Annotated in this window: 5 protein-coding genes and 1 pseudogene; 3 read left to right on the forward strand and 3 right to left on the reverse strand. The window is 61.7% G+C overall.

The window, feature by feature from the left end:
• A partial coding sequence (locus tag EN914_RS25670; protein WP_127389342.1) for a DNA polymerase IV occupies positions 1-607 on the reverse strand: 607 nt, incomplete at its 3' end.
• A 65-nt stretch (positions 608-672) separates the two neighbouring features.
• Between EN914_RS25670 and EN914_RS25675 the strand changes: the two genes are divergently transcribed.
• On the forward strand, positions 673-1248 hold the full coding sequence (locus tag EN914_RS25675; RefSeq protein WP_024503584.1) for a GNAT family N-acetyltransferase: 576 nt from the start codon (positions 673-675) through the stop codon (positions 1246-1248).
• Positions 1249-1355: 107 nt separating this feature from the next.
• Positions 1356-2887: pseudogene (locus EN914_RS25680) on the forward strand (hypothetical protein).
• Between the two features lie 10 nt (positions 2888-2897).
• Here EN914_RS25680 and EN914_RS25685 read toward each other — a convergent pair.
• Together EN914_RS25685 and EN914_RS25690 are read right to left on the reverse strand one after the other, a co-directional pair.
• Positions 2898-3551, reverse strand: coding sequence for a hypothetical protein (locus EN914_RS25685; RefSeq protein ID WP_013531934.1), 654 nt, complete (start codon positions 3549-3551; stop codon positions 2898-2900).
• Positions 3548-3847 carry a DUF3572 domain-containing protein gene (locus EN914_RS25690; protein ID WP_024503583.1) on the reverse strand — a complete coding sequence of 100 codons (300 nt, stop codon included), beginning with the start codon at positions 3845-3847 and terminating at the stop codon, positions 3548-3550. The genes EN914_RS25685 and EN914_RS25690 overlap by 4 nt, the downstream gene beginning before the upstream one ends.
• A 243-nt stretch (positions 3848-4090) precedes the next feature.
• Between EN914_RS25690 and EN914_RS25695 the strand changes: the two genes are divergently transcribed.
• On the forward strand, positions 4091-4453 hold a 363-nt coding region (locus EN914_RS25695), incomplete at its 3' end, for a response regulator (RefSeq protein ID WP_164778899.1).

Genomic DNA, 4453 nt, shown 5'->3' on the forward strand with positions numbered 1-4453 from the left:
GTTTACGGAGGTCCGACGCTATCTTGGCGAGGAACTTGCAGTAGGACAGGCCGGCCGAAACGGTGATGCCGATCTCCTTCTCGACCGCCAGCGCAAAGCGCGCCAGCACCACAGCGGGTGGCAGGCCGTGCAGCCGTTCGGTGCCGGCGAGGTCGAGAAACGCCTCGTCGATCGACAGCGGCTCGACCAGCGGCGTCAGCGCCTGCATCATGGCGCGCACCTCGCGGCCGACGCGGACGTATTTCTCCATGTTGGGGCTGATGACCACCGCCTCCGGGCAGGCTTCGAGCGCCTTGAACATCGGCATGGCCGAGCGGACGCCCTGGATGCGGGCGATGTAGCATGCGGTGGAGACGACGCCGCGCTTGCCGCCGCCGATGATCAACGGTTTGTCCTTGAGCGCTGGATTGTCGCGCTTTTCGATTGCCGCATAGAAGGCGTCGCAATCGATATGGGCCAGATGCAGCCGGTAAAGCTCGGGATGACGCGCAAGCCGGGGGCTGCCGCAGCGCTCGCAGCGGCGCGTCTGGCTGCGCTGAAGCATCAGGCAGTCGCGGCAAAAACCGTGATCGGGATTGTTGACAGAGGCCGCCATCGCTGCGAACATAAAGAGAACAGAAGCAATGGTACGACAGTGCAAGGCCAGCGACAAGGCTGGCCTGGGGAGAACGCATGAGCACGACCATAGCGCCGCTTGCGCCCGAGCTTTGGGCTGAATTCGAGGACCTCTTCGGCAAGCAAGGTGCCTGCTACGGTTGCTGGTGCACGCATTTCCGGCTGGCGCCGGCGATGCGCCGCGAGAGCAGCCGGGAACGCAACAAGGACCACATCAAGGCGCGCATCGAGGCCGGCCCGCCGCCGGGCCTGCTGGCATTCGAGGACGGTCAGGCGGTTGGCTGGATGCAGATCGGACCGCGCGCCGACGTGCCCGAATGGAACAACCAGGGCAGGGGGTCGGCACCGGTCGATCCTGCCGACGCCACGGATCCGGCCGTCTGGGCGATCTCCTGCTTTTTCATCCGCGGCAAGGCGCGCGGCAGGGGCATCACGCATCGCCTCGTCGAAGGCGGCATCGATTTTGCCCGCCAGAACGGTGCACGGCTGCTCGAGGCTTGTCCGATAGATCTGTCTCGCGATTCGCGTTCGATCGGCCTGTTCGTCGGCTCGTCGCGGGTCTTCGAGAAGGCTGGTTTCGAGAGGCTGTTGGAACGCAAGGCCGGTCGGCCGCTGATGCGGCTGGTGCTTTGATCGAGATTGCCTGCCCGGGTGCCGTTGTCGATCTCACCTTGCGGTTGCAGCGGTAATTTCATACCAGACGGACAAAGCCTTTCTTCTCGGTCAAACGGAGAATTCGCGTGAACCGTGCCCTGCCATTCGTGTTCCTTCTTGCGTTGAGTGCCCCTGCTCTCAGTCAGACCGTCGACAGTCAGGGTGCGAAGCATTGTCCGACGACTTGTCCCGCTATGTCGGCAAGCAGGCGATCGACAAAGGCATTTTGAAGGTTTCGCTGGAAGGTGGTGCCTACAAGATCCTGTTCGATTTCAAGGCACTTGCCGCATCATTTCCGGACCAGAAACTGCTGAAGTTCGACTTCGCGCCCTACGCCCTGATGGTCAAGCCGCGCAGCGACGGATCCTGGGATGTCTCGATGGATTTCTCCCAGAGCGCCTCCTTCGAGTTCAACGGACCCGAAGGCCTGCAAAGCACTCAGTTTTCGATCAAGGACGGCAAGGGCTCGGGCGTCTACGATCCAAATCTGGCGGCCTTCACCAGCGGCACCAGTTCGATGGCCGGCATGACGATGACGTCGAAGGATGCCAAGCAGCACATGGAGGCCAGCACCGGCGCTGGCATCGCGACCGTTGCCGCGACCAAGTCGGCGACCGGGGGCGTCGATTTCACAACCTCGCAGAAGGTGTCGAGTTTTGTCGAAGCGATCAATTTCGATGACCCCGAGAGCGGGCTGAAATTCCCGGTCACCGTCAGGTCGCCGGAACTATCGGTCGAAGCCAGCGGCAAGGGCGTGCAGACCAAGCCATTGCTCGATCTCCTGGCATTTGCAGTGGCCAACGAGGACGAGGCGACGCTGAAGGCTAACCAGGCGCAGCTCAAATCGCTTTTGTTCGCCGCCTTACCGCTTTGGCAGCGTATCGACGGGACCTATGGTTTCAAGGATTTCGCGGTGGAAAGCCCGGTCGGCAATTTCGGCGCCACCCAGCTCAGCACCGTGTTCGGCTCCGACGGCGTCGCCCAAAGCGGCACGATCACCTACGGCATCAAGGCATCGGGACTGACCGTGCCGACCCAGCTTCTCCCGAGCTGGAGCGTGGGGTTGTTGCCCACCGATGTCGATTTGAACTTTGGCGGCGCCAATATCGATCTCGACAGCATGGCGAAGAAGGCGATCGAAGCTTTTGATCTCAATAAGAATCCGCCGCTGTCTGCCGAATTCGGCGAGCAGCTTAAGGCCGACTTCATGGCCAAGACGCCGAAGGTCGTGCTTGGCCACAGCACCGTGAAGAACAAGGATACGGAGATCGCCCTGGAAGGCGAGATGACATTCCCAGGCGAAAAGCCCGAAGGTAGCGTGACCGTCGATGTCGCCGGCTTCGACAAGCTTGTCGAAGGCCTGCAGGAAGCGGCAAAGTCGGAACCGGAGGTGGCCCAATACGTGCCAGTCGCCCTCATGGCGAAGGGCTTTGGCAAGACGCTGCCCGATGGCCGGCTGGAATGGATCGTCAACGCCAAGGCCGACGGTTCGGTCACCGTCAATGGCGTCATGCTGAAGCCTGCCGATCCGGCCGTGGACGACAGCGTGGACGATGGTGACGGCGACGATGACAGCGGGGACGACAGCGGCGGCGCAGGTGCGAAACTGAACCCTTGAAGGCTGGAGTTTAGAGCCCCAGCGCGCTTGCGATCTTCGGCGCGGCTTCGTGCCAGTCCTGGACGACGACCACATCGTCCGTCACCGGGGGCAGGAATGCGCGCAGCGAATTGTCGGCCATCAGGTGGAACAGTTCGGCGTCGGCGACCGATTCCCGCACCGACGCCAGATTGTGCGGCTGATCGTCGACGAAGACCACCGGTCGGCCGGCCTTGCCGCGAAGCTTGGCCACTGCCGGTCCTTTGGCCATTTCAGTGGTCAGAAGCGGGTAGCTCAGTCCAAGCGCGTCGAGATGGACGCGACGCACGGCACGGTGTTTGTGCGGCATGGCCGTCAGCAAGATGATTTCCGCGCGGTCGCCAAGCCCTGCCAGGGCCTCTGCCGCGCCGTCCGTAATGTTTTGCCAATCGGCTTGCGTATCAAAGAAATCGCCCAGCAGTGCCGTGACTTCGGGCTGTTCGATCAGGCGGCCGCTGGCCGTCTCTGCGATGTTGCCGGTCAGCCGGAACGAGGCCAGCGTCAGGCCGTAGCCACGCGTCTTGAGGAAATTCGGAAACGGGCGGATGAATTCGAGCACGACATCGTCGACATCGAGCACCAGCAACGGCCGGTTGTCGGCTGCCAGTTCTTCGATCTGGCGCGCTGTTTCTGGATCATCGCTCATATGGAATGCTCGTGGTTGTCATCGCCCAGCGGCAGCGACCGCAGGGCCTTGCCGACAGCAGCCGGCGGGGTGCCGGTTTCCTCGGCAAAGCGCATCAGCGTCGGCTCGTGGGCGAGGATGAATTGCAGGACACCAGCCAGGAAACCTGGCTCACTGGCGGCTTTGCGGATCGAATGGACCTCTATGCCGGTGATAGCCAGAAAGCGCGGCAAAAGCTCCGGATCGGAGGCGACAAAGCCCAGGGCCTTCACGGCAATCGATTCCGCTTCTTCGCGCATTGACGCTGCGTTTGCCATCACTACCTTCGGTGTGGAATGAGTCTCTCCCGCAGTAATGGCAAGAGTTGCTTGCGGCAAGCCATTAGAGCGTGGCGCGCCCTTTGGACGCGCAGGCGACGAGGTGGAATTCGCGCTGTTTCCAGCCGCGGATTTCCGTTTCGTCAATCATATTGCCGTAAAGTGAAGCAGGGTTTGGTGCGTTCAGACATGGGCGCATGACGGTCGCCTTCGAAGCGGAAGGGCGGCCGGGACGGGATATCGATGCCGAAGAAGGTTATGATCGTCGAGGACAATGAGCTCAACATGAAGCTCTTTCGGGACCTCATCGAGGCAAGCGGTTACGAGACCGTGCGCACCCGCAACGGTCTGGAAGCGCTCGATCTGGCACGCCAGCACCGGCCGGATCTCATCTTGATGGATATCCAATTGCCTGAGGTGTCGGGGCTTGAAGTGACCAAATGGCTGAAGGAGGACGACGAACTGCACGTCATCCCCGTCATTGCCGTGACCGCCTTCGCCATGAAAGGCGACGAGGAACGTATCCGCCAGGGTGGCTGCGAGGCTTATATCTCGAAGCCGATTTCGGTGCCGCGTTTCATCGAAACCATCAAATCCTATCTGGGC

The sequence above is a fragment of the Mesorhizobium sp. M7A.F.Ca.CA.001.08.2.1 genome (assembly GCF_003998455.1).
Taxonomy (GTDB): Bacteria; Pseudomonadota; Alphaproteobacteria; order Rhizobiales; family Rhizobiaceae; genus Mesorhizobium; species Mesorhizobium ciceri.